Source organism: Gordonia terrae, from assembly GCF_051789125.1.
In the GTDB taxonomy this organism is placed as follows: Bacteria; Actinomycetota; Actinomycetes; order Mycobacteriales; family Mycobacteriaceae; genus Gordonia; species Gordonia terrae_A.
In genome coordinates this window covers 2,550,905-2,577,207 of record NZ_CP196526.1, presented here as the reverse complement: position 1 = coordinate 2,577,207, position 26,303 = coordinate 2,550,905, and the positions used below count along the sequence as shown (strand labels likewise).

At 67.3% G+C, this 26,303-nt stretch carries 25 protein-coding genes; 6 read left to right on the top strand and 19 right to left on the bottom strand.

Features of this window, described 5'->3' with window-relative positions; translation table 11 throughout:
* Positions 1-2 precede the first annotated feature (2 nt).
* On the top strand, positions 3-1,010 hold the full coding sequence (locus ACSUZC_RS11720) for a PIN domain-containing protein (RefSeq protein WP_439032926.1): 1,008 nt from the start codon (positions 3-5) through the stop codon (positions 1,008-1,010).
* Positions 1,011-1,076: 66 nt separating this feature from the next.
* On the opposite strand, the gene ACSUZC_RS11715 is transcribed toward ACSUZC_RS11720, so the two are convergent.
* From ACSUZC_RS11715 to ACSUZC_RS11700, 4 genes are all read right to left on the bottom strand, one after another.
* Entirely contained in the window at positions 1,077-1,538 is a 462-nt protein-coding gene (locus ACSUZC_RS11715) for a hypothetical protein (protein ID WP_439032925.1), read from the bottom strand.
* A gap of 552 nt (positions 1,539-2,090) precedes the next feature.
* The gene (locus tag ACSUZC_RS11710; RefSeq protein WP_439032924.1) at positions 2,091-2,552 is read right to left on the bottom strand and encodes a GNAT family N-acetyltransferase; all 462 of its coding nucleotides are present in this window, start codon (positions 2,550-2,552) and stop codon (positions 2,091-2,093) included.
* Positions 2,553-2,556: 4 nt separating this feature from the next.
* The gene (locus ACSUZC_RS11705; RefSeq protein ID WP_439032923.1) at positions 2,557-3,054 is read right to left on the bottom strand and encodes a hypothetical protein; all 498 of its coding nucleotides are present in this window, start codon (positions 3,052-3,054) and stop codon (positions 2,557-2,559) included.
* A 141-nt stretch (positions 3,055-3,195) separates the two neighbouring features.
* A complete protein-coding gene (locus ACSUZC_RS11700) occupies positions 3,196-4,107 on the bottom strand; it encodes a DUF2971 domain-containing protein (protein ID WP_439032922.1) in 912 nt (303 codons plus the stop codon).
* 288 nt (positions 4,108-4,395) lie between these two features.
* Here ACSUZC_RS11700 and ACSUZC_RS11695 point away from each other — a divergent pair, with 288 nt between their 5' ends.
* On the top strand, positions 4,396-4,800 hold the full coding sequence (locus tag ACSUZC_RS11695; protein WP_439032921.1) for a nitroreductase family deazaflavin-dependent oxidoreductase: 405 nt from the start codon (positions 4,396-4,398) through the stop codon (positions 4,798-4,800).
* Positions 4,801-4,814: 14 nt separating this feature from the next.
* Here ACSUZC_RS11695 and ACSUZC_RS11690 read toward each other — a convergent pair whose 3' ends face one another.
* The 3 genes from ACSUZC_RS11690 to ACSUZC_RS11680 all read right to left on the bottom strand — a co-directional run bounded on the left by ACSUZC_RS11690 (position 4,815) and on the right by ACSUZC_RS11680 (position 10,265).
* Entirely contained in the window at positions 4,815-7,340 is a 2,526-nt protein-coding gene (locus ACSUZC_RS11690; RefSeq protein WP_439033100.1) for an FHA domain-containing protein, read from the bottom strand.
* 117 nt (positions 7,341-7,457) lie between these two features.
* Positions 7,458-9,254, bottom strand: a complete 1,797-nt coding sequence (gene arc / locus ACSUZC_RS11685) for a proteasome ATPase (RefSeq protein WP_439032920.1) — start codon at positions 9,252-9,254, stop codon at positions 7,458-7,460.
* A gap of 180 nt (positions 9,255-9,434) precedes the next feature.
* Complete coding sequence (locus tag ACSUZC_RS11680; RefSeq protein ID WP_439032919.1) at positions 9,435-10,265, bottom strand: tRNA (adenine-N1)-methyltransferase; 831 nt, start codon at positions 10,263-10,265, stop codon at positions 9,435-9,437.
* 157 nt (positions 10,266-10,422) lie between these two features.
* On the opposite strand from ACSUZC_RS11680, the gene ACSUZC_RS11675 reads away from it, so the two are divergent.
* Together ACSUZC_RS11675 and ACSUZC_RS11670 are read left to right on the top strand one after the other, a co-directional pair.
* On the top strand, positions 10,423-11,325 hold the full coding sequence (locus ACSUZC_RS11675; protein ID WP_439033099.1) for a RecB family exonuclease: 903 nt from the start codon (positions 10,423-10,425) through the stop codon (positions 11,323-11,325).
* Positions 11,326-11,382: 57 nt separating this feature from the next.
* The gene (locus tag ACSUZC_RS11670; RefSeq protein ID WP_439032918.1) at positions 11,383-12,216 is read left to right on the top strand and encodes a thioesterase family protein; all 834 of its coding nucleotides are present in this window, start codon (positions 11,383-11,385) and stop codon (positions 12,214-12,216) included.
* A gap of 79 nt (positions 12,217-12,295) precedes the next feature.
* Here ACSUZC_RS11670 and hisG read toward each other — a convergent pair whose 3' ends face one another.
* The 4 genes from hisG to ACSUZC_RS11650 all read right to left on the bottom strand — a co-directional run bounded on the left by hisG (position 12,296) and on the right by ACSUZC_RS11650 (position 14,756).
* Complete coding sequence (gene hisG, locus ACSUZC_RS11665; protein ID WP_439032917.1) at positions 12,296-13,141, bottom strand: ATP phosphoribosyltransferase; 846 nt, start codon at positions 13,139-13,141, stop codon at positions 12,296-12,298.
* 73 nt (positions 13,142-13,214) lie between these two features.
* Positions 13,215-13,478 carry a phosphoribosyl-ATP diphosphatase gene (locus ACSUZC_RS11660; RefSeq protein WP_439032916.1) on the bottom strand — a complete coding sequence of 88 codons (264 nt, stop codon included), beginning with the start codon at positions 13,476-13,478 and terminating at the stop codon, positions 13,215-13,217.
* Positions 13,475-14,170 (bottom strand): HAD family hydrolase, encoded by a 696-nt coding sequence (locus tag ACSUZC_RS11655; protein ID WP_439033098.1) that lies wholly within the window; start codon positions 14,168-14,170, stop codon positions 13,475-13,477. The genes ACSUZC_RS11660 and ACSUZC_RS11655 overlap by 4 nt, the downstream gene beginning before the upstream one ends.
* Positions 14,171-14,285: 115 nt before the next feature.
* On the bottom strand, positions 14,286-14,756 hold the full coding sequence (locus ACSUZC_RS11650) for a CinA family protein (protein WP_439032915.1): 471 nt from the start codon (positions 14,754-14,756) through the stop codon (positions 14,286-14,288).
* Between the two features lie 205 nt (positions 14,757-14,961).
* Between ACSUZC_RS11650 and ACSUZC_RS11645 the strand changes: the two genes are divergently transcribed.
* Entirely contained in the window at positions 14,962-15,885 is a 924-nt protein-coding gene (locus tag ACSUZC_RS11645; RefSeq protein WP_439033097.1) for a manganese-dependent inorganic pyrophosphatase, read from the top strand.
* Here ACSUZC_RS11645 and ACSUZC_RS11640 read toward each other — a convergent pair.
* Together ACSUZC_RS11640 and metH are read right to left on the bottom strand one after the other, a co-directional pair.
* Positions 15,882-16,652, bottom strand: coding sequence for a crotonase/enoyl-CoA hydratase family protein (locus tag ACSUZC_RS11640; protein WP_439032914.1), 771 nt, complete (start codon positions 16,650-16,652; stop codon positions 15,882-15,884). The two genes, ACSUZC_RS11645 and ACSUZC_RS11640, sit on opposite strands and share 4 nt — an antisense overlap.
* Before the next feature lie 16 nt (positions 16,653-16,668).
* On the bottom strand, positions 16,669-20,259 hold the full coding sequence (gene metH, locus ACSUZC_RS11635) for a methionine synthase (RefSeq protein ID WP_439032913.1): 3,591 nt from the start codon (positions 20,257-20,259) through the stop codon (positions 16,669-16,671).
* 51 nt (positions 20,260-20,310) lie between these two features.
* On the opposite strand from metH, the gene ACSUZC_RS11630 reads away from it, so the two are divergent.
* Positions 20,311-21,189 carry a PAC2 family protein gene (locus tag ACSUZC_RS11630; RefSeq protein WP_439032912.1) on the top strand — a complete coding sequence of 293 codons (879 nt, stop codon included), beginning with the start codon at positions 20,311-20,313 and terminating at the stop codon, positions 21,187-21,189.
* Between the two features lie 13 nt (positions 21,190-21,202).
* Here the strand turns inward: ACSUZC_RS11630 and ACSUZC_RS11625 are convergent, their stop codons facing one another.
* The 6 genes from ACSUZC_RS11625 to ACSUZC_RS11600 form a co-directional block, all read right to left on the bottom strand.
* Positions 21,203-21,511, bottom strand: a complete 309-nt coding sequence (locus ACSUZC_RS11625; protein WP_238422393.1) for a hypothetical protein — start codon at positions 21,509-21,511, stop codon at positions 21,203-21,205.
* Between the two features lie 58 nt (positions 21,512-21,569).
* The gene (gene mshC / locus ACSUZC_RS11620) at positions 21,570-22,820 is read right to left on the bottom strand and encodes a cysteine--1-D-myo-inosityl 2-amino-2-deoxy-alpha-D-glucopyranoside ligase (RefSeq protein WP_439032911.1); all 1,251 of its coding nucleotides are present in this window, start codon (positions 22,818-22,820) and stop codon (positions 21,570-21,572) included.
* Between the two features lie 83 nt (positions 22,821-22,903).
* Positions 22,904-23,773, bottom strand: coding sequence for an SCO1664 family protein (locus ACSUZC_RS11615; protein ID WP_439033096.1), 870 nt, complete (start codon positions 23,771-23,773; stop codon positions 22,904-22,906).
* A gap of 15 nt (positions 23,774-23,788) precedes the next feature.
* Complete coding sequence (locus ACSUZC_RS11610; RefSeq protein ID WP_439032910.1) at positions 23,789-24,505, bottom strand: DUF3090 domain-containing protein; 717 nt, start codon at positions 24,503-24,505, stop codon at positions 23,789-23,791.
* 25 nt (positions 24,506-24,530) lie between these two features.
* A complete protein-coding gene (locus ACSUZC_RS11605; RefSeq protein WP_439032909.1) occupies positions 24,531-25,289 on the bottom strand; it encodes an MSMEG_4193 family putative phosphomutase in 759 nt (252 codons plus the stop codon).
* A gap of 82 nt (positions 25,290-25,371) precedes the next feature.
* Positions 25,372-26,214, bottom strand: coding sequence for an undecaprenyl-diphosphate phosphatase (locus ACSUZC_RS11600; protein WP_439032908.1), 843 nt, complete (start codon positions 26,212-26,214; stop codon positions 25,372-25,374).
* Positions 26,215-26,303 lie beyond the last annotated feature (89 nt).

Genomic DNA, 26,303 nt, shown 5'->3' with positions numbered 1-26,303 from the left:
TTGTGGCCGCAACTTTCCGCGTCGTGCTCGACGCTTGCGTGATGCTGCCGCAGCACCTCAACAACCTGCTCCTCACTCTTGCCGAGCACGACCTGTTCACACCGGTGTGGACGCCACATCTTCTCGACGAGGTCCATCGCAACCTCACCGGCAAGCTCGGCGTGACTGCCGGGCAGGCTGATCACCGCATTACCCAGATGCGCCGGGCGTTCCCGCATGCCAGCGACCACAGCGCGGGTTACCTCACCCTCGTCGATGCGATGACCAACCACCCCAAGGACCGACACGTTCTGGCCTCGGCTGTCGCCTCCGGGGCCGCGCTGATCGTCACTGCCAACCTCAAAGACTTTCCCTCACAGGCGTGCGACCCGCACGGCATCACTGCGGTACATCCAGACGATTTCCTGCTCGACCAGCTCGACCTCGACCCCCAACGGGTGATGAGCGCGGTCACCGCCCTTGTGGACCGCAATCAACACCCACCCCACACCCCGGGGCAACTCGCCGAAGCGCTACGGTCGGTCACCCCGACGTTCGCCGCCGCCGTTGTGGACATCATCTCGCCCGTGCCGACGTTGGAGATCGTCGACGACGCAGAGGTCGATAAGCAGTTCCCCGACGGCATTGAGGAAACCCTGCGTGACCCGGCCGCGGTGGCGCGAGCATGGTGGTTTGCACTACTCGAACGTGACGAATACCCCTACGCGGTAGGGAATCTCAGCGTTTCACCCGAGGCGTGGGACTTTGACGATGTCGCCCAGGCACTGGAGGGTTACTCGCTGGCCACCGGGGTCCACGAGGACACTGACCGCGACGACGTTGTCTACCTCAAGTTCGTTCCCGTCACCGGCCACAGCATGCGGGTATTCGGTGAGACCGCATTCACCGAATACCGGGTGCTGGCGCTGCAACAAGACGCCGACGGATACTGGCATGTCTATGGTCTGTCGACGTCCTGGCCTCCCACGGCACAGCACCACCGCCGGCCGGACTCTGATGAGCGCCTGTGATCGTGCCATGCGCACAGTTCTAGGTGGTCGAATGGTGGAGAGGTTCGGCTTCACCGCGCGGAAGTGTCAGTAGGTGATCGTGTCGTCGGTCATGTAGATCAGGCGCTGGTCGGTTGTGGTGTATTGGGATGTGTCGCTGTCATTTTGGTGGCCGAGGAAGAAGACGGTGACTCCGTGTCTGCGTTCTGTCCATAGTTGGCGGCCGGCGGGGTAGGCCCAGTGAAGTTCTCGGCGCAGGGCGGCTTGGCGTCCCCGTGACCAGTTGGTTCGGTCGATGATCAGGTGGGCTAGACGGGGTGCGGTCTTGAGTTGGTGGATGGGTTGGGTGGGTTGCAGGGTGACGGTGAGCAGGTTGCCGTTTTCGATTGGGGCCGCGGCGAAGCGGAGCTGGGCGTAGAAGACCCGTGGTGGCGATGGGGCGATGGGCCCGTTCCAGGCGTCGAGTCGTTTGAAGGCGTAGGCGTAGTTGTCGGTGTCAACGTCGGGCAGCTTGAGTGGGTGCCGGCGCCGTGTTTCTCGGTCGGCCATGTGTATCCACGCATCGACGACGCGTCCGAGGGCGCGTGCGTGATTGCTTCGCCCGCCCGGGGCGAGCGTCCGCGGGGTTGATCCTGCGCGGGTTCGTGACCGCGTGCTGGGCGCTGGCTGGTCTAGGTTCGTGTCGTCGGTGGAGCCGGCGCGAACGGAGTCTCCAGGTATGACCAGGGATATGGGGACTGCCACGTCGCGGCCCAGGACCTCAGATCGCGCGTCGCGCGCGGACCCATCGTCGTTGTGCGTGTCTGCGCCGCGGCGGCAATCCGGGGTATGGGGATCAGGTGAGGCCGTGAATGTCGGCGTGCGGTGGGTGGAGTGGATGTTCCACGGGCGGACGCGGACTTTGCATCCCGCGCACACGAAAGTGCTGCTAGCCCGTAGGTCGGCTGACCATCGCTCCACAGTGAGGGCGGTGACCGGTGTCTCTGTGCCGTCGTCGTCCTCCACGAGGAGGGCTTCACCCGCGGCCGTGATGGCATCCCGGCGAGAGCGACGACGATCAGGGGGAGTTGACATAAGTCGAGTATGGGGATGGCGGGGTCGCTAGGTAGTTGGCGGCTGGATGAATAGCGGTCGGTGGTACCTGTCGCCTTCAGGGTGACCAAACCGGTCCCAGCCGAGCGATGCCCAAAATCCGTGTGCCTCTTCGGAGTATGCGAACAACCGTCGATCATTGTGCAGCTCATGTAGCGCCTGCACCACTCGGGTCCCGATACCGCGGTGGCGGGCGGGCGTGGCTACTTCGAAGAACTGGATCTCTAAACGCTCGGGTCCGAGTGGTGGCACGTTCTCGTACTGGGGGTTGATGTCACCGGGGTCGTCGAATTCCACGCGAGCAACTTCGGCAGCGTCCTCGAGTACTTGTACGAACCAAGGGTCGTCGTCAAGATAGCGGGGCTCATCCCACCATCGGTCGTTCTCGTAGGGAGTTTGGAAGTCGAAGGGAGGCAACCAGATGTTCCGGTTGGCCGGTCCTCGGCGTAGCTCAACGAGGTTGAGTGTCACGGGTTCAGTCCTGGATCTCGAACGGCACTCGGGAGTAGTACCGGTCGAACTCTCGGTGATCGGCGATGTCGCTGAGCAGCCGCGCGACGGTCAACTCGTATCGGGTGATCTCTAGTCCCTGGTGTCCGCTGCCGAGGGGCAGGATTCCGCGGGCCCCGTCGACGTGGACGTAGTTGAGTCGGTCGACGAGCGAACCGCGCCAGAAGAAGTCGACGAGGTTGATCTGATGGATCTTTGAATCTGGGAATGCGCTCGTCCACCCGAAAGTGAGTTCGTTGCGATCGTGTTGGTTCTCGGCCATGCCGTAGGCGATGGTCAAGTCGATGTCGGGGCGGTACACGGCAACGTCGGGGTGGGTGTCGTGCTCGAGGCCCGAAGTGTTGTCGGCGGGGCTGCTCCATGATCCGAATCGGTCGCGGTAGGTGGGGCCGATCTTGGTAATGCGGTGCCAATCGCCGGCTGTGGAGTCGGTGATGAGGTTGCGCATTTCCTCGAGTGTCATAGCGTCCTTCGTGGGTTGTGGTCGCGCCGCGGCTAGGTCGTGGTGATGGTCGGTATCGGTCAGAGTAGAGGCGATCAGCGAGAGCCATCTGAGAAAGCGGCACCGAGAACGCGAGCGTGGTGGTTGTCGGTCACTTGCGCCTTAGGAGGGGGCGGGACGGAACGGCGCGACTGAGTGCGCGATCTCGATCTCTTCGTGGCGGTTGGTGTGGATGACGCGATCGGCGAGGTATGCGGCGGCAGCGGCGCGGATGGTCTTGTTGGGTCCAGGGCCGATGGTGATGGTGGCGACGGCTTCGAGGGGAAGCTCGAGGGTGATGTACGGGGTGGGGCCGAGGTGAGTGCCGCGAAATTGTTCGTCGCGACCGTGACCGGCGATGATGCGCCACTCACGTTCGCCGCTGAATGCGGCATGTTTGCAGCGGGGCAGTTCAGGGGCATATGTGTCGAGGAACCGGAAGTGGTCGTGAACACCTGAGTCACCGGCGGGAGCGCGATCGCGCAGCCTTCTGACCAAGCGCTGGGTGGCGACAGTGAGGTGTTGCCGAGCGTCGTCGCCGTAGAGGACAGGAGCGAGTTGCGTGCCGATGAGTTCCTGGTCAGTTGAGGTGAGGCGTTCTGTGGCGACGTGCTGTGCGAGGACATCGCGCCGGAAACCGATTGAGTAGCCGGCGCCGCCGGCGCCGTAGCCGCGCCATTGGGCGAGGTCGTCGCCCTCAGTTGAGAAGCAGGCCACGTAGGGCGAGGCGCGCAGCAACTGGGGTAGCGTTCCGGCCTCGGTGGAGTAGGTGCTGAGGGTGTATTTCTGGCCGGTGAGCGCGGAGCGTATCCACCCGGGGTCACTGTCGGGTGGGATGGTCTCGAGTTCTGTGGCGATCGCTGCGGCGGCTTCTTGCGCCCCGAAGACTAGTTCCTGGGCGTCGTTGAGGAAGATGGCTGAAGTCGCCCATAGCTGGGCAGATGGTCTCTGCTCGTGTCCCAGGATTCCGGTGAGGCCGGCGGGTGTCGTGTAGTGGTAGATCAGGTCCGAACGGTTCACGTGCTTGCCGATCATCACACCTTCCAAAAAGTTGGGCGGGGGTGGGGAACAGGCCTACTACAACCCAACGGCGAGCATACCGAGCCGCCCCGGTTCTCAACCCTCGCCTTCTGTCACCTGAATGTCGGGCCACAATTGCGCCACACGGCCCGGAGGCCGGCCTTTTTGGTTGCATGTGCGAGTATCGGTCGCCTCAGGCGTAGATTCCCGTAGGGAAATTGGTTGTGTGGCAATGGGTTTTAATTCTGTTGTGCGGTAGTATGTTTCATATGGAGTTGGAGAGCGCCCGTAAGGTGGTCGGTCATGTCGGGGCTCGCGTCCGTCCTGGGGGCAGGTCGGATGCGCGCCATCGCACGGGTGAACAAGCGCGTCACCAATCCGATCGTGGCCGGCTGGGCGGGACGGTCATCCCACATGGCGGTCGTCGAACACGTGGGGCGCCGCAGTGGTCGGCGTTACCGGACACCGGTCATGGTGTTCGTGTCCGGCACGACACTGCGCGTCGTGCTCAACTACGGTGCCCGGTCCGACTGGGTGAGAAACGTGCTGGCGGCCCAGGGAGCCGGTGTCCGGCATCGTGGGCGCCGATATCGCCTGATCCGGCCCCGGGTCCAGCCGATCGCCGCGAGCGGCGTGCCGCTCTCCGTACGCTCCGACGACAACCGGTTCGTCCTCCGCGGGACGCTCGAACCGTGCCCCACCAGGTGACGGGACCGGCGTCGTCAGCGCTTCTTGAGGCGCAACCTCGAATAGGTGAACGCGAGCAACAGCAGGCTGATGACCACGAGCACCCCGTAGGCGAGCGCGCTGTGCGCGACCGACGTCTCCCAGAGCGAGATGCGCTGCGGTGCCGCAACATTGATCGAGGCGAGATCGACGCTGCCTGCTGCGGCCACGTATCCCCAGAACGAGGGGAAGATCCACGACAGCTGTTCGAGTCCGATGCCGTCGAGCTTGAACAGACCGCCACAGAACACCAGCTGCACCATCACGACGATGACCAGCGGCGGCATGACCTGTTCATTGGATTTCACCGCCGACGAGATGGCCAGACCGACAAGCGTGCTGACGCAGGCGAGGACGGCCACGGCGACCAGCAGCGCCAGCGGCGGCGGCAGGATCGGACCACCGAAGTCCGGTAGTCCGCGCCCGGCGAAGGTGATGCCGACCATGATGATGGTCTGCAGGATCGCGGCGAGGAAGAACACCACGATCTTCGCGAACAGGTATGCCCCCGGCCTCAATCCGACCGCGCGTTCTCGCTCGAAGATGTCGCGTTCGCCGACCAGGTCGCGGACCGTGAGCGCGGCACCCATGAACGCCGCTCCGACGACGAGGACGACGAGGATCTGGATCGCCTCGGCCCCGTCCTTGGGCGGTGGCGCGTTGGGGATCACCTCCAGTCGAGCGAACCCGCTGGACCCGGGGATGACCAGGGTGAGCAGACCGAGCACCACCGGTAGCAGCACGAGAAACACCAGATATCCGATGTCGGCGAAGATCAATCGGACCTGGCGTCGTGCGATCGTCGACGACTGCCGGGTGAAACTGGTGTGCGGCACCGGTATCGGCGGGCCGGGCGGGCGTTGCGGTGGCGGCGGGTTGGGCGCGCGACGGTGACGTTCGAGGTAGCGCATGTGCGCGGCATCGGGCTGGTCGGCGACGTAGGCGAAGATCTCGGCCCAGTCAGAGGTGCCCATCTCCCCCTCGACCTGGGCGGGCGCGCCGCAGAACGACGTCTTGCCGCCCGGCGCGAGCAGCAACACCTGATCGCACATCGACAGATAGGTCAGCGAGTGGGTCACCACGAGGACCACGCGCCCCGCATCGGCGAGCCGGCGCAGGGTCGCCATCACCTGTCGGTCGAGAGCCGGGTCGAGTCCGGATGTCGGTTCGTCGAGGATGAGCAACGACGGGCCGGTCAACAACTCCATCGCCACGGAAGCGCGCTTCTGCTGCCCGCCGGAGAGCTTCTCCACGCGCGTGTCGACGTGTTCGGTCAACTGCAGTTCGCTGAGCACGCCGTCGATGACGCGATCGCGGTCGGCCGTGGAGAGGTCGGGCGGCAGGCGCAGCTCCGCGGCGTAGCGCAACGCCTGACGGAGGGTGAGCTTGTGGTGCAGGACGTCCTTCTGCGGGACCATCCCGATCCGGGTGCGCAAGGCGTCGTATTCGGCATGGACGTTGCGGCTCTCGAACGTGACGAGACCGGTTGTCGGAGAGTTCAATCCCGCCGCGATCTTGGAGACCGTCGACTTCCCCGCACCCGACGGCCCGATGACCGCGGTCAGAGTTCCGGGACTCGCACTGAAGTCGACGTCGGCGAGCAGACGCTTGCCACCGTCGACCACGAGACTCACCCCGTGGACATGCAATCCGTCGGCGACGGCCGCGCTCTCCTGCCCGCGCATGAGGGTTCCGCCGGACACCACGAAGTCGCTGTTGCCGATCGTGACGACGTCACCGTCGGTGAGCGGCGCGCTCGACACCCGCCGGCCGTTGACGAAGGTCCCGTTCACGCTGCCCAGATCCTCGACGACGAGGGCACCGCCGCGGTTGGACACCTGCGCGTGATGTCGCGAGGCGAGCACGTCGCTGACGACGATGTCGTTGTCGGGGGTGCGACCGATGCGCTGCACACCGCGAAGCGAGATCGACTCCCGCTCCGGCGGGGTCGGCGCGCCCGGCAACCGGTAGACCGCGGACACGTTCTGCTGCAGTGCCTGCAGATGCGGTGCGTTGAGGAGTTCGCGCGGCATCGGGTCCATGCCGCCACCCGGACGCGCGTAACCGCCGGGCGCCCGCGCCGGCATCTGACCGGAGGCCGGCATGCCGCCTGCGCGAGGACCTGACTGCGGGTGACCCGAATACATGGGGCGCGAGACCGGCGGTACCGGCCGGACCGGGATGCCGCGGCCCGGACTGCCGGGGGGTCGAGCGGTCGGCGCCCCCGCGTCGACCACGAGGTCGACGACCGGTCCGGTGCTCACATCACCGAGACGGACCTGGATGGGGCCGGTGACCATCATCTCGGCCACGCGTTGTCCGTGCGCGAAGAAGCCGTTGGTGCTCCCGATGTCGACCAGGTACCACGCCGTGCCCCGCCACTCGACCGCTAGATGGCGACGCGACACCATCGGGTGATTGATGACGATGTCGTTGTCGGACTCCCGGCCCATGGTGATGCGCGGGGAGTCGCCCAGTGGATGCGGCGCCCCACCATCGACGATCACCCGTCCCCGCGCCATCGGTGTGCTGTTCATCGACGACAACTCTAGTGCGTGAGCACACCACGCAGGCGGTTCTGTCGAGCAGACGGCCGACTCCTGAGGAGTCGGCCGTCTGTCCGAATGACACGCGGATCGTTACAGGTACTGACCCGTGTTGGTCTCGGTGTCGATGGCCCGGCTGGCGCCGGAACTCTTGCCTGTGACCAGCGTGCGGATGTACACGATCCGCTCGCCCTTCTTGCCCGAGATCCGGGCCCAGTCGTCCGGGTTCGTTGTGTTGGGCAGGTCCTCGTTCTCCGCGAACTCGTCGAGGATCGAATCGAAGAGGTGCTGCACCCGCAGACCCGGCGTGCCCGTGTCGAGCTGAGACTTGATCGCGTACTTCTTCGCGCGGTCGACGACGTTCTGGATCATCGCGCCCGAGTTGAAGTCCTTGAAGTACATGATCTCTTTGTCGCCGTTGGCGTAGGTGACCTCGAGGAACCGGTTGTCCTCGCTCTCGGCGTACATCCGCTCGACGACCTTCTCGATCATCGCGTTGACACACGCCGTGCGATCACCGCCGAACTCGCCGATGTCGTCGGCGTGGATGGGCAGCGCCTCGGTGAGGTACTTCGAGAAGATGTCGATCGCCGACTCGGCATCGGGACGCTCGATCTTGATCTTCACGTCGAGCCGGCCGGGACGCAGGATGGCCGGGTCGATCATGTCCTCGCGGTTCGAGGCACCGATCACGATGACGTTCTCGAGCCCCTCCACGCCGTCGATCTCGCTGAGCAGCTGAGGCACGACGGTCGTCTCGACGTCGGAGGAGACACCCGAGCCGCGCGTGCGGAAGATCGAGTCCATCTCGTCGAAGAAGACGATGACGGGCGTACCCTCCGAGGCCTTCTCGCGTGCGCGCTGGAAGATCAGCCGGATGTGACGTTCGGTCTCACCGACGAACTTGTTCAGCAGCTCGGGTCCCTTGATGTTGAGGAAGTACGACTTCGCCTCCTTGGCGTCGTCGCCCCGTGCCTGCGCGATCTTCTTCGCGAGGGAGTTGGCGACGGCCTTGGCGATGAGCGTCTTACCGCATCCGGGAGGACCGTAGAGCAACACGCCCTTCGGCGGGCGCAGCTGGTAGTCGCGGAACAAGTCCTTGTGCAGGAACGGCAGTTCCACGGCGTCGCGGATCTGCTCGATCTGGCGGCCGAGGCCGCCGATGTCCTCGTATCCCACATCCGGGACCTCTTCGAGGACGAGATCCTCGACCTCGGCCTTGGGAACCCGTTCGAAGGCGAACCCGGCCTTGGTGTCGATGAGCAGGGAGTCGCCCGGGCGCAGCTTCCGCCGGAGCCCGTCCTCGCCGTCGACATCGCCGAGCAGCGGTTCGGCCAGCCACACCACCCGCTCTTCGTCGGCGTGACCGACGACCAGGGCACGCTTGCCGTCACCCAGGATCTCGCGCAGTGTGCTGATCTCGCCCACCGTGTCGAATTCGCAAGCCTCGACGATGGTCAGCGCCTCGTTGAGGCGCAGGGTCTGCCCCTTGGTCAGCGACTCGGTGTCGATGTTCGGCGAACACGTGAGCCGCATCTTGCGACCGGAGGTGAAGACATCGACCGTGCCGTCGGGGTGGACGTCGAGGAGCACGCCGTACCCGCTGGGCGGCTGTCCGAGCCGGTCGACCTCCTCGCGCAGGGCGACGAGTTGCTGCCGGGCTTCTTTGAGCGTGTCGAGCAACTTCGCGTTGCGCGTGGTGAGACTGTCGACCCGCTCCTGCAGATCCCTGGCGTCACCCGCCCGGCCGGCTGCACCGCGCGCGGAAGCGCTCGGGCCGCTGCGTGGCAGAGGCGGTGTGTAGGCAGGGGTGAAGCCCTCGTCGGATGCACTGACGCTCTCGGGGACCCCTCGGTCCCCCGTGGCATCGTGGCGGTCAGATTCGGTCATTGCTGACTCCTCTCGCCGGCAATCACCCGATCCCTCGATCGGAATGCTCGCGCCGTATCCCTACGCTACCGGCAGCGACGCGGAATCGCCGTCCACCCCGCGATCCGCGGTGTTGACGGTGTGTTAAATGTGCGTCTTCGCAACGTATTCGCGATGTTTCGCCGCTCGCCGCGGCCCGCATCAGCCCTTGCTCGGGCGGCGCTGCGGTCGCAGCGTCGTGGTGCCGTCGGCCAGGCGACGGGCGGTGATGAGAAAAGCCGTGTGGCCTTGCATTTTGTGTTCCGGACGCACCGCGAGGCCCACTGCGCTCCACTCGCGCAGAAGCGTCTCCCAGGCACGCGGTTCGGTCCAGCATTCCTGCTCCCGCAGCCGCTCCATCACGCGCGAGAGCTGGGTGACCGTGGCCACGTAGACGGTCAAGACCCCACCTGGTTTCAACACGGCGCGGACGACGTCGAGGAGCTCCCACGGTGCGAGCATGTCCAGGATGACCCGGTCGAACTGCTCGTCCTGATCGACGTTGGCCAGGTCGTCGACGGTCAGATGCCAGTTGTCGGGCCGGCCCCCGAAGAAGGTCTCCACGTTGCGGATCGCGTGTTCGGCGTGATCATCGCGGACCTCGTAGGACACCACCTGGCCCTCGCCGCCGACCGCGCGCAGCAGCGAGCACGTCAGCGCGCCCGATCCGGCGCCGGCCTCGAGGACCCGTGCACCCGGGAAGATGTCGCCCTCGAGGACGATCTGCGCGGCGTCCTTGGGGTAGATGACCTGGGCGCCGCGCGGCATCGACAGCACATAGTCGACGAGCAGGGGACGCAGCGCCAGGTACTGGGTGCCGCTGATGGCCGAGACGATGCTCCCCTCGGGGGCACCGATCAGGTCGTCGTGCGCGATCGCGCCACGATGGGTGTGGAAGTGCTTGCCCTCTTCCAGCACAACGGTGAACTTGCGCCCCTTCGCATCGGTCAGCTGAACCCGGTCGCCGACGACGAACGGTCCGGTGGTGGGCACAGGGGCTTCCTCTCGTGAACGATCCGAACGTGCCCGGCGCTGCGGCGCGGGCGGTTCGTGGGCCGTGTGGACGTTACCCGACGGTGCCTGCGCCCCCGGCGAGTGTCGGAACGGCGGGCTGTCGGGGGCGAGGCCTACCCTGCGAGGAGTGAGCACCATGATCGGCACCGAGGACACCTGCGGGACCGACGACACCCCCACCGACGCCGGGAACCCGCAGCGTCAGGACTCCCCCGGCGACGGAGCGCGTGGGATCGTCGGCCGGCCGCTCGCGCTGTCCCCGTCGCGAGCCGCCGACTTCAAACAGTGCCCGCTGCTCTACCGCTACCGCGCGATCGACCGGTTCCCCGAGACCCCGACAGCCGCGCAGACCCGGGGCACGGTCGTGCACGCAGCGTTGGAGCACCTGTTCGACATGCCTGCCGAGCTCCGGACGCAGGACTCGGCCGAACTGCTGGTCGAGGGTGCGTGGGCGGCGCTGTGCGAGAGCGATCCGGCTCTCGCCGACGTGATCGGCGAGGGCAGTCACGAAGCGTTCCTCGCCGGTGCCCAGAAGCTGATCGCCACCTACTACACGATGGAGAACCCGACGGCCTTCGACGCCGACGCCGTCGAGGAGCACGTCGAGATCGACGCCGACGACATGCTGATGCGCGGATTCATCGACCGCATCGACGTCGCACCCACCGGCGAGATCCGCGTCGTCGACTACAAGACCGGACGGTCGCCGGGCGAGGCCTACGAGGCGAAGGCACTGTTCCAGATGAAGTTCTACGCGCTCGCGATCCTGCGCACGCGCGGCGTCGTTCCCGCTCGGTTGCAGCTGATGTACCTCTCCGACGGCCAGCAACTCGTCTACCGCCCCGATCACGACGAGCTGATCCGCTTCGAGCGCACCCTGCGGGCCATCTGGCAGGCGATCAGGGCCGCTGTCGTCTCGGGCGACTTCCGCCCGAAGCGTTCGTGGCTCTGCAAGTTCTGCGAGCACCGTGCGCGGTGTCCCGAGTTCGGCGGCGAGGTCCCGCCTTATCCCGGACCACCCCCTGGGTTCACCGCCTGACCGCTCGCCTCGGGCCCCGTTCCCACTCGCTATGCCGGGAGACATAGAGTTGTCCCCGTGGAGAGCTGGTACTACGAACCCATCGACGCCCCTTCGGGATCGGACCTCGATTACGAGTACTTCCGTCCGACCGAGGCGACGCTCAGTGTCTGGTCGCCGACGATGCAACACGGCGGGCCGCCCTCGGCCCTCATGATGCGGTCGCTGCTCCGGTGCGCACCCGATCCCGCGCAGCACTTCACCCGCGTGACCACCGAGATCCTGGGCCCGGTCGGGTTGGGTACCAACCGGATTCATGCCCGTGTGGTTCGCCCGGGGCGGCAGATCAGTCTGGTCGAGACCGAACTGGAGGTGCAGCAGCCCGACGGGTCGTTCCGCGCCGCGGCGCGATCGGTGGGGTGGCGTCTGCGCGGCGCGGACACCTCCGAGATCGCGAACGAACCCGAACCACTGAGCCCGCCCGACGAGTCGCGATCGGTGATCGGCTTTCCCGACGACAGCGGCGAGGCGGTCGCCTGGGGCACGCTCGGCTTCATCGGCACCATCGAGTCGATCCGGATCGAGGGCCGCAACGGATCGACGCCGGCGGTCTGGCTCAGACCGGCCATCCCGCTCGTCGCCGGCGAGAAGACCGAGGATCTGGAGTCGATGTTCACCGTGATCGACGTCGCCAACGGCCTCGGTACGCGTCTGAGCCCGAGTAGCTGGACCTGGATGAACACCGACACCACGGTCCACTTGACCCGCGTGCCGAGCGGACCATGGCTGGGCATCGACGCGCACATGCTCGCCGGGCCCGACGGGTTCGGAGCCACGTTCGCCGATCTCTACGACGCCTCGGGCCACATCGGCCGGTCGGCTCAGACGGTGATGCTCAGCGCGGTGAACTAGCCACAAACCCACCCGCAATCGACAAACCCACCGCCTCGCGAGCGGTGGGTTTGTCGAAAACTGGTGGGTCTGCGAACGGCTAGAACCGGCAGGACCGGATGTCGGTGGCCAGGATGGCCTTGGCACCCAGCTCGGACAGTTCGTCCATCAGATTCTGGTGGTCCTTGCGCGGGACCATCGCCCGGACCGCGACCCAGTCGGGGTCGGCCATCGGCGCCACGGTCGGCGACTCGAGACCCGGCGTCAGGGCGGACGCCTTCTCCAGAAGCGAACGCGGGCAGTCGTAGTCGATCATGACATACTGCTGACCGAACACGACGCCCTGCACACGGGCCACGAACTGCCGTTCGGCCTTGGTGAGGTCGGCGTCGCGGCGAGAGATCAGGACCGCCTCGGAGTCGCACAGTGACTCGCCGAACGCGACGAGGCCGTGCTGCCGCAGGGTCCGACCGGAACCGACGACGTCGGCGATCGCATCGGCGACACCGAGCTGGATCGAGATCTCGACCGCGCCGTCGAGGCGGATGATGTCGGCGGTGATGCCGTGCGCGGCGAGGTCGGCGCGCACGAGATTCGGGTACGAGGTCGCCACACGCTTGTCCGCGAGGTCGGCGACGGTCCACTGTTGATCGGCGGGCGCGGCATAACGGAAGCTCGACGACCCGAAGCCCATCGCGAGTTGTTCGGCGACCTCGGCGCCGGAATCCCGCGCCAGGTCCCGGCCGGTGATGCCCAGGTCGAGCCGCCCGGACGCGACGTAGATCGCGATGTCCTTGGGACGCAGGAAGAAGAACTCGACGTCGTTGCCGTTGTCGAGAACCGTGAGGTCCTTGGAGTCGGTTCGTCTGCGGTAGCCGGCCTCGGAGAGGATGGCCGACGCGGATTCGGAGAGCGCACCCTTGTTGGGTACGGCCACTCGCAGCATTTCGATGTCCTTTTCGTGGGGGTGCGCCGGGGCGCTGGAAGTCATGGGAAAACGTCTGGACCGGGTCGACCGGTCACAGATGTCGGTACACGTCCTCCAGCGACAGGCCCCGCTTGATCATCATCACCTGCAACCAGTAGACGAGTTGCGAGATCTCCTCGCCGAGTGAGTCGTCCGACTCGTGCTCGGCGGCGAGCCACACCTCGCCCGCCTCTTCGATGATCTTCTTGCCCAGGGTGTGCACACCCGAGTCGAGGGCGGCGACAGTGCCCGAACCCTCGGGTCGGTTCTGCGCCTTCTCGCTGAGTTCGGCGAACAGCTCCTCGAATGTCTTCACGATTCCTCATTTTGGCATGTCGCGATACGCGACAGACCGCCGGTCCACGCGTCGGCGACATCGCCGAGACGCAGGCCTGCGAGAGAGTCGCGGAAGACCCGCAGGCGACCGGGGGCGACCGGTGCCGCGGATTCGACGACGAGCGTCGGACATCCCGCGGCGGAGGCAGCCGCAGCACCGGTCGGCGAGTCCTCGACCGCGAGACAGTGTGCGGTCGGGACGGAGAGCAGTTCGGCGGCCCGCACGTACGGGTCGGGGGCGGGCTTTCCCGTGGCGACCTCGTCCCCGCAGACGGTCACGGCGAATCGCTCTCGGCCGATCGTCGTCAGGGCCACCTCGGTGAGCTCGCGGACCGTGTTGGTCACCAGCGCCATCGGAATCCCGGCCGAGGCCACCAGGTCGAGCGCGTCGCGCGCACCGGGACGCCAGGGCAGATCCTCGGCGAACAACTCGGTCACCCGGTCCAGCGTCCACCGGCCGTCGGCGTCTGGATCGCGCTCGTGCGGTGGGACGCCGGCGGCGTCGTGGACCTTCGCCAGCGCATCGGGAAGCGAGTTCCCCAGAGTGGACTCCCGCAGTTCCGGCGTCATGACGACACCGTGACGCGCAGCCAGCTCGGCCATCGCGACGTCCCAGATGGGTTCGGAATCGAGCAGGGTGCCGTCCATGTCCCAGAGGACGGCGGCGGGCAGCGAACAACCCGATGTGGGCGAGCCGGAGTCGGAGTGGATGTGCTGGGCGGTGTCGGTCACCCGTCCATCATCCCCAACCGCACGATGGAGGGCGCCTCGGAGTCCGCCACCGCCGTCAGGACGCCAGGCAGGACTCGATCAGCTCCAGCGCGTGACCGATCGTCTTCGCGAGGACCTCCTCGGGCTCGCCGTCGAACACCTCGCGGGAGGCGCTCACGCGTCCACGGTGGTCGAGTCCGAACCACACGGTGCCGGGTGCGGCTTCGTCGGGTTCGGGCCCCGCCTCGCCCGTCACGGCGACGACGAGATCTGCGTCGAAGAGGCGTGCGGTGGATGCCACCATCGCCCGTGCGGCCGTCTCGCTGACCACCGGCCCCTCAGGAACGTCGAGCAGGCTGTACTTGACGTCCTTGTGGTAGGCCACGACACCACCCCGGAACCAGGTACCCGCATTCGGGGCCTTGCTCAGTTCGGTCGCGAGGTTCCCGCCGGTCAGTGATTCCGCGACCGCGATGCGCACACCTGCCTCCATCGCGGCATCCGCCACACGTGCGCAGGTCTCCGAGAAATCACTCACATCCGACATTGGTGCTCCTTCGCGTTGCTCCGGCGGACCGGCCGAGACCGGCCGATGACCATCGGACAACATATCCATTCCGGAGCCCCCCGAAACCCCGGCCGTGTCCGGTGCGCGACCCCGGCGCCGCCTCGGCGCGATCCGGTCGCGGCCTGACGTCATCGTCGTAGTCTGGGTGCACCTCATCACCGCCGACCCGGAAGCCGAGGACGCAATGTCGAAGATCCTGGTGTTCGGACACCGCAACCCCGACACCGACGCCATCGGAGCGGCCATCGGTCTCGCTCACCTCGAGTCGGCGCTGGGCAGCGATGTCGAGGCCGTGGCACTCGGTCAGCCGAGCCTCGAAACCGCCTTCGCGCTCGATCATTTCGGACTGGATGCGCCTCGGGTCATCGAGACCGCCGCCGGGCACGACGTGATGATCGTCGACCACAACGAGCGGCAGCAGAGTGTCGCCGACATCACCGACGTCACGATCCTCAAGGTCATCGACCACCATCGGATCGCCAACTTCGAGACGGCGGCGCCGCTGTACGTTCGCGTCGAGCCGGTCGGGTGCACGTGCACGATCCTCACCCGGATGTACGCCGAGAACGGAGTCGAGATCCCGCGGCCCCAGGCCGGGATCATGCTGTCGGCGATCATCTCCGACACCCTGCTGCTCCACTCGCCGACCTGCACCGATGCCGATCGCGCCGCCGCCGCGGAACTCGCGGCGATCGCCGGCGTCGATGTCGACGACTACGGCGACGCCCTGCTCCGGGCGGGTACCGCCCTGGGTGACGAACTGGCGTCGACGATCATCGGCCGGGATTCCAAGAGTTTCGCGATGGGCCCGAAGACGGTCCGGGTCTCGCAGCTCACCACGGTCGACTCCGCCGAGGTCCTCGACCGACGTGACGAGTTCTTCGCCGCGATGACCGCCGAGAAGGACGCCGCGGGTTACGACCTCTACCTGCTGTTGATCACCGACGTGATCGCATGCGACTCCGACCTTCTCGTGGTGGGCGAGCCCATTGCGGCTGTCGAGCAGGCGCTGGGCGTCACCGTCACCGGCGGTCATGCGTTCGGCAAGGGCGTGGTGTCGCGCAAGAAGCAGATCGTGCCGCAACTGACCGAGGTCCTCGACGGCTAGCCCGGCGACGTCCCCGTGCCGTGCCGGCCCGCGCCGCCGGCGAATCGCGTTGCCCCGGCCACGGTGTCGGCGGTCAGGGAGACCATCCCGTGACGCAGTTCATTGGCGATGGCCGCCGCGGTGTCCAGCCCGTGTTGCTCACGCACGGACATGCGATCCTGCCGCATGCACGTCTGCGGGAAGGCCGCGATCTCGGTGGCCAGTGCAATCGCGGCCGCGAGCGCGGTACCCGACGGCACGACCCTGTTCGCTAGCCCGATCGCCAGTGCCTCGTCAGCGGCCACCGCGCGACCGGTGAGCACGAGGTCCATTGCACGACTCTCGCCGATCAACCGGGGCAACCGGACCGTGCCGCCGTCGATCAGCGGTACGCCCCAGCGGCGACAGAACACCCCGAGGACCGCGTCGTCGTCGACGACCCGCAGGTCCGCCCACAACGCGAGTTCGAGTCCACCCGCCACCGCGTACCCGGAGATCGCGGCGATCACCGGCTTGGTCAGCTCCATCCGTGACGGACCCATCGGACCGTCACCCTCGGGGTCGACCCGATTGGGGTCACCCTCGGCGATCGCCTTGAGATCGGCTCCGGCGCAGAATGTCCCGCCCGCACCGTGGAGGACCGCGACGGCGACCGACTCGTCGGCATCGAACCGACGGAAGGCATCGGCCAGCGCGTCGGCCGTGGGCCGATCGACCGCGTTTCGCCGATCCGGTCGGTCGATGCCGATGACCCGCACCGGCCCCTCGGTCCGCTCGATCACCGTCATCGTCCCTGCCTCCCACTCACGTGTTGAAGTACTTGGCCTCCGGATGATGGAGGACGAACGCGTCGGTGGACTGCTCGGGGTGCAACTGGAGTTCTTCCGACAGCTCCACGCCGATCCGCCCGGGCTCGAGCAGCTCGATCATCTTCGCCCGATCCTCGAGGTCGGGGCATGCGCCGTAACCGAAGGAGAAACGCGCACCGCGGTATTCGAGGTCGAAGAACCCCTGGGCGCTCTCCGGGTCCTCGCTGTCCATCGCCCGGTCACCGAACGTCAGTTCGCTGCGCACGCGCTGATGCCAGTACTCGGCGAGGGCCTCGGTCAGCTGCACGCCGATGCCGTGGACCTCGAGGTAGTCGCGGTAGGCGTCCTCGGCGAACAGTTTGTTCGCGAAATCGGCGATCGGCTGTCCCATCGTGACGAGCTGGAACGGCAGCACGTCGACCCTGCCCGCCGCCTTGGCGTCCTCGCGGGACCGGATGAAGTCCGCGATGCACAGGAACCGCGACCGCTGCTGGCGTGGGAACGTGAAGCTGAAGCGCACGGGTGCGTCCGGCTCGGGTTCGGTCAGCACGTGCACGGTGTCGCCGTCGCTGACCGCTGGGAAGTAGCCGTACACGACCGCCGCGTGCTGCAGGATGTTCTCGGTCGACAACCGATCGATCCAGTACCGCAGACGCGGGCGGCCCTCGGTCTCGACGAGTTCCTCATACGACGGCCCGTCGCCTCCGCGGGCACCGCGCAGACCCCACTGCCCGAGGAACAGCGCCCGCTCGTCGAGGAGCTGCATGTAGTCGGCGATCGGAATGCCCTTGACGATCCGCGAGCCCCAGAACGGCGGGGTCGGGATCTCGTTGTCGGCGGCCACATCCGACCGTGCCGGGACCTCGACCGGCTCCTCGGCGGCCTTGCGTTTGGCGGCGATGCGCTTGGACCGCTCGTGACGCGCCTTGCGTTCGGCGGCCTTCTCGGCGGCGGCCTTCGCCTCGTCGCTGTCCGGATCCGGTCCCCCGCCGCGCTTGGCCGCCATGATGTCGTCCATCAACCGCAGGCCCTCGAAAGCGTCACGCGCATAGTGCACGTCGCCCTCGTACGTCTCCGACAGGTCGTTCTCGACATAGGAACGGGTGAGCGCCGCACCACCGAGCAGGACGGGGTACTCCTCGGCGAGACCGCGCGAATTGATCTCCTCGAGGTTCTCCTTCATCACGACCGTCGACTTGACCAGCAGGCCCGACATCCCGATCACATCGGCGCGCTTGTCGGCGGCGACGTCGAGGATCGTGGCGATCGGCTGCTTGATGCCGATGTTGACGACCTCGTAGCCGTTGTTGGACAGGATGATGTCGACGAGGTTCTTGCCGATGTCGTGCACGTCGCCCTTGACGGTCGCCAGCACGATGCGGCCCTTGCCATCCTCCCCGGTCGACTCCATGTGCGGTTCCAGGTGTGCCACCGCGGTTTTCATCACCTCGGCGGACTGGAGCACGAACGGCAGCTGCATCTGACCGGATCCGAACAGCTCGCCCACGGTCTTCATCCCCGACAGCAGCGTGTCGTTGATGATCTTCAGCGGCGGGACCTGCGTCATCGCCTCGTCGAGATCGTCGGTCAGGCCGTTGCGTTCGCCGTCGACGATGCGTCGTTCCAGTCGCTCGAACAGCGGCAGCTTGGCCAGCTCCTGGGCGCGCGACTCGCGCGCCGAGGCTGCCGAGACACCCTCGAACAGCTGCATCAGCTTCTGCAGGGGGTCATACCCCTCGCGGCGCCGGTCGTAGACCAGGTCGAGTGCGACCTCGCGATGCTCCTCGGGGATCCGGGCCATCGGCAGGATCTTCGATGCGTGCACGATCGCGGTGTCGAGGCCGGCCTGTACGCACTCATGCAGGAACACGGAGTTGAGGACCTGCCGAGCAGCCGGGTTGAGACCGAAGGAGATGTTGGAGATGCCCAGCGTGAAGTGCACCTCGGGGTGCGCTTCGTGCAGACGGCGGATCGCCTCGATGGTCTCGATGCCGTCGCGGCGGACCTCTTCCTGGCCGGTCGAGATCGGGAAGGTCAGCGCATCGATGATGATGTCTTCCTCGGCCAGACCCCAGTTGCCGGTGATGTCGGCGATGAGCCGCTCGGCGACCTGCACCTTCCAGTCGGCCGTACGCGCCTGCCCCTCCTCGTCGATGGTGAGTGCGACGACAGCCGCACCGTGTTCGACGACGAGCTGCATCATCCTGGTGAACCGCGACTCGGGTCCGTCGCCGTCCTCGTAGTTCACCGAGTTCACCGCGCATCGGCCGCCGAGCGCTTCGAGTCCGGCGCGGATGACCTCCGGCTCGGTCGAGTCGAGCATGATCGGCAGCGTCGACGACGTCGCGAACCGGGTGGCCAGCGCCGTCATGTCGGCGGCACCGTCGCGACCCACGTAGTCGACGTTGAGGTCGAGCATGTGCGCGCCGTCGCGAGTCTGGTCCTTGGCGATGTCGAGGCACTTCTGGTAGTCCTCGGCGATCATCGCCTCGCGAAATGCCTTGGACCCGTTGGTGTTGGTGCGCTCGCCGATCACCAAGAAGCTCGCGTCCTGGTCGAACGGCACCGCCGAGTACAGCGACGACGTCTCCGACTCGTGCTGCGGGGCACGCGTCGCGGGCGACACCTCGGCCACCGCCGCGGCGACCTGCCGGATGTGCTCGGGTGTCGTACCGCAGCACCCGCCGACGAACTCGAGTCCGAACTCGCCGACGAACTGGCTCATCGCCTGCGCCAGCTCTTCGGGCGTCAACGGATACTCGGCACCGTTCGCGCCCAGGACCGGGAGTCCCGCATTCGGCATGACCGACACCGGGATTCGCGCATGCTTGGACAGGTATCGGAGATGCTCGCTCATCTCGGCCGGCCCGGTCGCGCAGTTCAGCCCGATCAGGTCGATACCGAGGGGTTCCAACGCGGCCAGCGCGGCGCCGATCTCCGATCCGAGGAGCATGGTGCCCGTCGTCTCCACCGTGACATGGGTGATGATCGGGATTCGGCGACCGACCCGTTCCATCGCGCGCCGGGCGCCCACCACCGCCGACTTGACCTGAAGCAGGTCCTGCGCGGTCTCGATCAGCACGGCGTCGGCCCCACCCTCGAGCATGCCGATGACGCATTCGAGGTAGGCATCGCGGATCGCCGCGTAGGTGATGTGGCCGAGGCTCGGCAGCTTGGTGCCCGGTCCGATCGACCCCAGCACGAAACGCGCGGTGCCGTCGGCCGAGGGACCCATCTCGTCGGCGACGCCGCGCGCGATCGAGGTGCCCTTGAACGAGAGCTCGCGAATCCGGTCCGAGATGTCGTAATCGCCGAGATTGGGTAGATTGCAGCCGAAGGTGTTGGTCTCCACCGCATCCGCACCGGCTTCGAAGTACGCACGGTGGATGCCCTCGAGCACGTCGGGCCGGGTGTCGTTGAGGATCTCGTTGCAACCCTCGAGGCCACGGAAGTCGTCGAGCGTCAGATCCGCGGCCTGCAGCATGGTGCCCATCGCCCCGTCGCCGATCAGCACCCGCCGCGACATCGCCGACATGAATGTCGTGTCGAAGTCGCGCGGATCGGTTCCGGAAGAATCAGGGGACATGGTTGACAGCGTAGTTCGCCCTCTCTGCGTGTTCGGTCGTAGGCTGGTTCGGTGAACGCTGAGCAGATGTCGAACCTTCCCCAGCTGCGCAGACCCATCCTGCTCGCGGCCTTCGAGGGGTGGAACGACGCGGGAGACGCCGCCAGCAGCGCCGTCGAACATCTCGCGCTGGAATGGGACGCCCGGCCGCTCGCCGACATCGACTCCGATGAATACTACGACTTCCAGGTCAATCGCCCCACCGTCAACCAGATCGACGGGGTGACGCGCCGCATCGACTGGCCGACGACGTCGATCTCGTATTGCAGCCCTCGGGGCGCCGACCGCGACATCGTGCTCGTCCGGGGCATCGAACCCAACATGCGGTGGCGGGCGTTCTGCGCGGAGATCGTCGAACTCGCGCAGGAACTGGACGTCGAGACCACGGTGATGCTGGGCGCGCTCCTCGCCGACACGCCGCACACCCGGCCGGTACCGGTGACCGGCGCCGCCTACAGCAGCGAGTCCGCCGCGAAGTACAACCTCGCCGAGAGCCGTTACGAGGGACCCACCGGGATCACCGGGGTTCTACAGGACCTGTTCGTCCAGGCCGGGCTGCCCGCCGTGTCGTTCTGGGCGGCGGTCCCCCACTATGTCTCCACACCACCGAACCCCAAGGCGACGGTGGCCCTGCTGACCCGGGTCGAAGAGGTGCTCGACATCGAGGTCCCGCTCGGGACCCTGCCCGAGCAGGCCGAGGAGTGGGAACGCGCCGTCACCGAGATGACCGAGGACGACGAAGAGATCGCGGAGTACGTGCGCGGCCTGGAGGAGCGCGGCGACGCCGAAGTGGACCCGGACGAGGTCATGGCCAAGATCGACGGGGACGCACTGGCCGCGGAGTTCGAGCGCTACCTCAAACGCCGGGGGCAGGGGCCGTTCGGCGCCTGAGAACAGGCGGGCGTCAGCCGATCTGCTCGATGGACACCACAGGTGTGGTGATCCGCCACGTGCGGACGTCGGGATCGTCGGCTGCCCGCACCCAGAACTGGGCGGACTCACCGAGACGGCAGGACTTCACCCCCAGCAGCGGGATGTCCTCGGAGTCGCGCCGCAACCTGCTGACGGTCCAGTCCTCGTCGTCGGTCCCGCCCACTCCCGGTGCACGCAACAGCGTCATCTCGGTGAAGTCGAGCAGATAGGTCGATGTCCGGGTGACGACGGTGAACACTCCGGCATCGGTCTCGGGTCGGATCTCTTGCACGCGCGCCACGACAGCACTCTACCCAGACACCCGCCGGCAGACATCCCGGCGTGGTGTCCGGCGGTCCTCAGGACGCGGCTGCCGCCGGAACGCCCAGCAGCGCGTCGACCGCGGCGGCGAGCTCGCCCGGCGCCGACGCCGACGAGCCGATGCCGTTGCGGACGTCGGCGCACCAAGCGTCGACTGCGGCAAGCGCTTTGGGGGTGTCGAGATCGTCGGCGAGGTGCTGGCGCACGCGCGCGATGACCGGCGCCGCGTCGGGACCGGCAGGCGCGGCGAAGGCCGACCGCCACCGCGCGAGACGATCGAGGGCCGTGTCGAGCACCGCCGGGGTCCACATGCGGTCGCCGCGGTAGTGATCGGCGAGCAGGGCGAGTCGGATGGCGGCCGGGTCCACACCCTCGCGGCGTAGGACCGAGACGAACACCAGATTGCCGCGACTCTTCGACATCTTCTCGCCGTCGAGCCCGACCATGCCGGTGTGCACGTAATGCCGCGCGAACCGCCGCGATCCCGTCAGCGCCTCACCGTGGGCCGCCGAGTACTCGTGATGGGGATAGATGAGGTCGTTGCCGCCGCCCTGGATGTCGAACTCGACGCCGAGGCGGTTCAGCGCGATGGCCGAACACTCGATGTGCCAGCCCGGCCGGCCCGGGCCGAACGGCGACTCCCAGAACGGCTCGCCGGGACGCTGCGCACGCCAGAGGAGCGCATCGAGCGGGTCGCGCTTGCCGGGACGGTCCGGGTCTCCCCCGCGCTCGGCGAAGAAGCCGGCCATCGTCTCGCGGTCGTAACCGGATTCGTATCCGAATTGTTCGGTCGCGTCGGTCCGGAAGTACACGTCGGGGAACTCGGGGTCGTCGACCGTGTAGGCCGCACCCGAGGCCAGCAGCTTGCCGACGACCTCCACGACCTCGTTGATCGATTCCACGGCGCCGATGTAGTCCCGAGGCGGGAGGACACGCAGGGCCGACATGTCGTCGCGGAACAGCTGAGTCTCCCGGGCTCCGAGGTCCCGCCAGTCCACGCCGTCGCGGTCGGCCCGCTCGAACAGCGGGTCGTCCACGTCGGTCACGTTCTGGACGTAGTGAACCCGGTGGCCCTGGTCCCGCAGCACGCGGTTGACCTGATCGAAGGTCAGGTACGTCGCGGCGTGGCCGAGATGGGTGGCGTCGTATGGGGTGATGCCGCAGACGTACATGGTCGCGGTCTCACCGGGCGCCACGGGACGGACCGCGCGGTCGGCGGTGTCGTAGAGACGGAGGGCGGGTCCACTGCCCGGCACCTCGGGGACTTCGACATCGGGCCACGACTGCATGCGTCCACTGTATTGCCCACGGACTCCGGCCCGTTCAGGGCCCTGAACGTGAGGGGTCGCGCGATCGGAACTCGGTCACCCGATCAGAACGGGGGCCAGGGTATGGGCCGGTGTCCCGGCGGCTGCGGCATCGTCGCGGACTCGGCGACGACGATGGCGCGAATGGCCAGCGCATCGATCTCGTCCGAGGTGATGTGTCCGGCCAGTTGTTCCCGGAGAGGCGATGTCTCGGTCTCCAGACGCTCGGCGAGCTCGGCGATGTCGGCGACGAGATGCCCGGGCACCTGCTCCCCCGCCCACCCCCACAGCACCGTGCGCAGCTTGTCCTCTTCGTGGAGGCAGATCCCGTGGTCGATGCCATAGACGTTGCCGTCCAGGCCTTCGAGAACGTGACCGCCCTTGCGGTCGGCGTTGTTCAGGATCACATCGAGCACCGCCATCCGCTGCAGCCGTGGGTCGTCGGCATGGACCAGCACCACGGGTTCACCGTAGGGATCGAACGCCCGTAGCACCGCGCGATATCCGACCGGGACCGCGTCGGGCGGGCACAGGTCGACGAGATCGACCCGGGTGTCGGGTTCGGGTGCGGGATGGTCGGCGTTGTCGGGTGTCTCGACCCAGCGCTGGACCATTCCCGGCCCCAGCGGCCCGTCGCGATGCACCGTCGCCGGGATCGTGTCCCAGCCGAGTGCCTCGGAGATGAGGTACGACGCCACTTCGCGTCCGGCGAGCGTGCCGTCCGGGAAATCCCACAGCGGCACCTCGCCGCGCACGGGCTTGTACACGCACCGCAGCGCGGTGTCCTCGTCGAGTACGGCATCACAGACGAGCGTCGCGTTGCTCGCCGACGGGATGCGGCCGAGGATGGTGAGCTCCGCGTCGGACAAGATCTCCAGGTCCGACAGGTCCCGGCCGGACCCGGACGCGGACTCCGGCCGGGGGACGTCCGGCATCATCGACGGCCCGCGTCAGCCACGGGCGGCGGGCCCGGCGTCACCGGGCTCGTCGGGGTCGTCCGGGTCCTCGGCGTCACCGAAGTCGTCGTCGTCGACGGCCAGCCCTGGATCATTCTGCGCCGCAAGGCTGTTGAAGACATCCGGATCGATGAAGTCCAGCGACTTGCTCAACTGCGCGTCCCGCTTGTAACCGTTGGTCCGGATGCACAGGTGGCCCTCCGGGTCGAGCGGTTCGCTGCACAGCGGACACGGCTGGCGTCCCGCCGAGATGACCTTCGAGGAGCGCGCCGCGAACTCACGGGCGGCGGCCGTGGTCAGGAACACACGCACGGCGTCGGGACCTTCGTCGGTGTCGTCGAGGACCACGCTCTCGTCGAACTCGCCCTCGGTGACCGCGAGCAGCTCCACGACGACCGCCTCCGACTCGGCGTCCCAGCCCAGTCCCATCGTGCCGACCCGGAACTCGGCGTCGACAGGCATGACGAGTGGACTCAAGTCGCCGACGCGGTCGGTTTCCGGCGGGATCGGGGTGCCGAAGCGGCGGTGGATCTCGTCGAGCAGGGCGCCGATCCGGTCGGCGAGGATCCGCACCTGCTGTTTCTCCAGCATCACGCTGATGATGCGGGCCTCATGGACCGCCTGGAGGTAGAACGTGCGGTCGCCGGGCTGCCCGATCGTGCCCGCCACGAATCGGTCCGGGCTGCGGAACACGTGGATGGCTCGAGACATCACACCTCCTTCGTCGTCGTGTTCATTATCCCGATGCCGCCGGGATGGTGGTGGCCCCGTTGGCAGGTGGCGCTGTATCGGCTCCCGTGTCACCGCCGACGACCGCGTCATCAGACGCGTGACCGTCGGCCTGCGGCGGCGGGGGCTTCGGCACCGACAGCGTCTCGGTGGTGTTCACCGCGTGGACGTAGGGGCGCGACGAGCCGTACCGGATGACGCTGATCGACGCCGGTTCGACGACGATCCGCTGGAACGAATCGAGGTGGGAGCCCATCGCGTCGGCGATGATCGACTTGATGACGTCGCCGTGCGAGCACGCGATCCACACACCGGACCCATCCGGTCCACCGTGGATCCGGTCGAGCTCACGGATGGCACGTACGGCCCGCGCCTGGACGTCGGCCAAGCCCTCCCCGTCGGGGAACACCGCGGCGGACGGCTGCTGCTGCACCACCTTCCAGAGCGGCTCGGAGAGCAGTTCGCGGATGGGTCGGCCGGTCCAGCCGCCGTAGTCGACCTCGACGAGGTCGTCCACGACGATCTCCGGCGGCACCTCCCCGGTCGCGCCGAGCGCGGCCAGCAGCGGCGCGACGGTCTCGGCACACCGGTCGAGTGGCGATCGGGCGACTGCCCTGATCGCACCGAGATGGTCCCCGAGGCGAGCGACCAGCGCGTCGGCCTGCGTGCGTCCCCGGTCGTCGAGGTGGACTCCGGGGCTGCGACCGGCGAGCACACCCGAGGTGTTCGCGGTGGAACGGCCGTGCCGGAGAAGGATCACGGTCATCCCACAACCATAGGCACCGGTCCCGACGACCCGCACGGCGCGACCACTCCGGCGCCGCGGCGCGGGCCCTCGCCCACCGGCGTCAGGTCGCCGAGATCACTCCCGTCGAGAGCAGGATGATGACGGTCACGCCGAGGATCACCCGGTAGGCGCCGAACCAGTTCATCGAGTGATCGCTGACGAATCTGAGCAGCCATGCGATGGCCGCGTATCCGACGAGGAAGGCGATCAGCGTCGCCACCAGCAGCTGGGATCCGCTGGCCTCCATGCCCTCTCCGCTCGGATTGAAGGCATCCGGCAGGCTGAACAACCCGGAGGCGGTGACGGCCGGGATGGCCAGCAGGAACGAGAACCGGAACGCCGCCTCGCGTTCGAGGCCCAGGAACAGGCCCGCGCTCGCGGTGGCGCCCGATCTCGAGACTCCGGGGATGAGCGCGAGACACTGCGCGCCGCCCATGATGAGGCCGTCACGCAGGGTGAGCTGATCGAGTGAGCGCTGCTTCTGTCCGTACCGCTCGGCCAGCCAGAAGACGCCGGCGAAGACGATCAGCATGATCGCGACGAGCCAGAGGTTGCGTCCGGTGGTGCGGATCTCGTCCTTGAAGAGGTAGCCGATCAGCCCGATCGGGATGGTCGCGAAGATCACATACCAACCGATCCGATAGTCGAGGTTGCGTTCGTCGGCGTTGCGGAGCCCGCGGAACCACGCGGTGATGATCCGGACGATGTCGCGGGCGAAGAACACGAGAACCGCGGCCTCGGTACCGAGTTGGGTGACGGCGGTGAACGATGCGCCGGCATCTTCCCCGAACATGAGTTCGGAGGCGATCCGCAGATGTCCGGACGACGAGATCGGCAGGAACTCGGTGAGCCCCTGGATCGCTCCGAGGACGATCGACTGGGTCCACGTCATGGTGTCGGTCACGGCGCCCGATGCTACGCGGCACCGGCCGAGGCGGCCCGACTCGGCGACACGTCCCCGACCCGGCTGTCCGATCGGTGCCGCCGTTCACG

Excerpts from the sequence above, each read along its gene's own strand:
- ACSUZC_RS11715 (WP_439032925.1), bottom strand. The coding sequence starts at position 1,538 with ATGGCCGACCGAGAAACACGGCGCCGGCACCCACTCAAGCTGCCCGAC.
- ACSUZC_RS11705 (WP_439032923.1), bottom strand. The coding sequence starts at position 3,054 with ATGACACTCGAGGAAATGCGCAACCTCATCACCGACTCCACAGCCGGC.
- ACSUZC_RS11700 (WP_439032922.1), bottom strand. The coding sequence starts at position 4,107 with ATGATCGGCAAGCACGTGAACCGTTCGGACCTGATCTACCACTACACG.
- ACSUZC_RS11695 (WP_439032921.1), top strand. The coding sequence starts at position 4,396 with ATGTCGGGGCTCGCGTCCGTCCTGGGGGCAGGTCGGATGCGCGCCATC.
- ACSUZC_RS11690 (WP_439033100.1), bottom strand. The coding sequence starts at position 7,340 with ATGGCGCGGGGACGGGTGATCGTCGATGGTGGGGCGCCGCATCCACTG.
- arc (WP_439032920.1), bottom strand. The coding sequence starts at position 9,254 with ATGACCGAATCTGACCGCCACGATGCCACGGGGGACCGAGGGGTCCCC.
- ACSUZC_RS11675 (WP_439033099.1), top strand. The coding sequence starts at position 10,423 with ATGATCGGCACCGAGGACACCTGCGGGACCGACGACACCCCCACCGAC.
- hisG (WP_439032917.1), bottom strand. The coding sequence starts at position 13,141 with ATGCTGCGAGTGGCCGTACCCAACAAGGGTGCGCTCTCCGAATCCGCG.
- ACSUZC_RS11650 (WP_439032915.1), bottom strand. The coding sequence starts at position 14,756 with ATGTCGGATGTGAGTGATTTCTCGGAGACCTGCGCACGTGTGGCGGAT.
- ACSUZC_RS11645 (WP_439033097.1), top strand. The coding sequence starts at position 14,962 with ATGTCGAAGATCCTGGTGTTCGGACACCGCAACCCCGACACCGACGCC.
- ACSUZC_RS11640 (WP_439032914.1), bottom strand. The coding sequence starts at position 16,652 with ATGACGGTGATCGAGCGGACCGAGGGGCCGGTGCGGGTCATCGGCATC.
- metH (WP_439032913.1), bottom strand. The coding sequence starts at position 20,259 with ATGTCCCCTGATTCTTCCGGAACCGATCCGCGCGACTTCGACACGACA.
- mshC (WP_439032911.1), bottom strand. The coding sequence starts at position 22,820 with ATGCAGTCGTGGCCCGATGTCGAAGTCCCCGAGGTGCCGGGCAGTGGA.
- ACSUZC_RS11615 (WP_439033096.1), bottom strand. The coding sequence starts at position 23,773 with ATGCCGGACGTCCCCCGGCCGGAGTCCGCGTCCGGGTCCGGCCGGGAC.
- ACSUZC_RS11610 (WP_439032910.1), bottom strand. The coding sequence starts at position 24,505 with ATGTCTCGAGCCATCCACGTGTTCCGCAGCCCGGACCGATTCGTGGCG.
- ACSUZC_RS11605 (WP_439032909.1), bottom strand. The coding sequence starts at position 25,289 with ATGACCGTGATCCTTCTCCGGCACGGCCGTTCCACCGCGAACACCTCG.